Raw genomic sequence first — 1,345 nt, forward strand, 5'->3', positions numbered from 1 at the left:
GTGGTGAATGTCGTCAATTTCCGCATAGATGAAAAACATCAAAGATTTTCCGTGCATATCGAGCATAACATTCCCCGCGTCCTTATAGGGGACGAACAGAGGATAGCGCAAGTAATCACCAACTTGCTGGGAAACGCGATAAAATTCACGCCGGAAAAAGGTTCCATATCCCTTACTGTACGCCTTGCTGGAATGGGAAGCGACCTTTGCACCCTGCAAGTTTCGGTAAGCGACACCGGAATCGGCATAAGCCCCGAACAACAGGCAAAACTTTTCAAATCATTCGCACAGGCTGAATCAAGCACAACGCGCAAATACGGCGGCACGGGGCTGGGACTGGCGATTTCTAAAAACATTGTAGAACTGATGGGCGGCTCAATATGGATAGAATCAGAATTGGGAAAAGGCTCAACTTTTTTCTTTACCATTCAGTTAAAGCGGGGTACGAATGAAAAACACAAGTTTTTATCATCTGATATCAATTCAAAAAATGTCCGTATTCTAGCGGTTGATGATGACGCGGACGTATTAGCATATTTTAATGAAATAGCGCAGAATCTGGATTTAATGTGCGACACCGCTTCAAGCGGTGAAGAAGCGCTTAAACTAATAAATCAAAAAGGCGGCTACAATATTTTCTTTATTGACTGGAAAATACCCGGCATGGACGGCATACAGCTTGCCCGTGAAATAAAATCTTATGTTAAGGAAAATTCCATTATAACAATGATCTCCGCCGCAGAATGGGGCGATATTGCCGAAGAAGCGAAAGCTGCGGGCGTTAATAAATTCCTGTCCAAGCCCCTGTTCCCTTCTACCATTGCGGAGATGATTAATGAATGTCTAGGTACGGACAAACAACAGGCGAAAAAACCGCAAGCCGCTGACATTGCCGGCATATTTGCCGGACGGCGAATACTGCTAGCCGAGGACGTGGAAATTAACCGCGAAATAATAATGACCTTGCTGGAACCGACAAAGCTGGAGATAGACTGCGCTGAAAACGGGAAAGAAGCGGTGCGAATGTTTACCGAAGCGCCAGATAAGTACGATTTGATTTTCATGGACATACAAATGCCCGAAATGGACGGCTTCGAAGCGGCACGGCGAATTAGGGCTGTAGAAGCGAAGTATAATAAGAAAATTTCAGAAAATATTGACGCGAATTTCGCCGAAAATAAGAGCAACGGCTTGAATTTCGTTGAAAGTAATAATAAAAGCGAGCGATTATCGGAATTCCAAAAGGGAATTCCGATAATCGCAATGACCGCGAATGTTTTTAGGGAGGACGTTGAAAAATGTCTCGCCGCCGGTATGAACAGCCATGTTGGCAAACCGATTGATT

1 protein-coding gene is annotated in these 1,345 nt (G+C 44.5%); it reads left to right on the plus strand.

The window, feature by feature from the left end:
• The coding region (locus ACYVRA_RS06495; protein ID WP_461251935.1) for a response regulator at positions 1–1,345 on the plus strand (1,345 nt) is incomplete at both ends.

The organism is Treponema sp. R8-4-B8, from assembly GCF_054786175.1.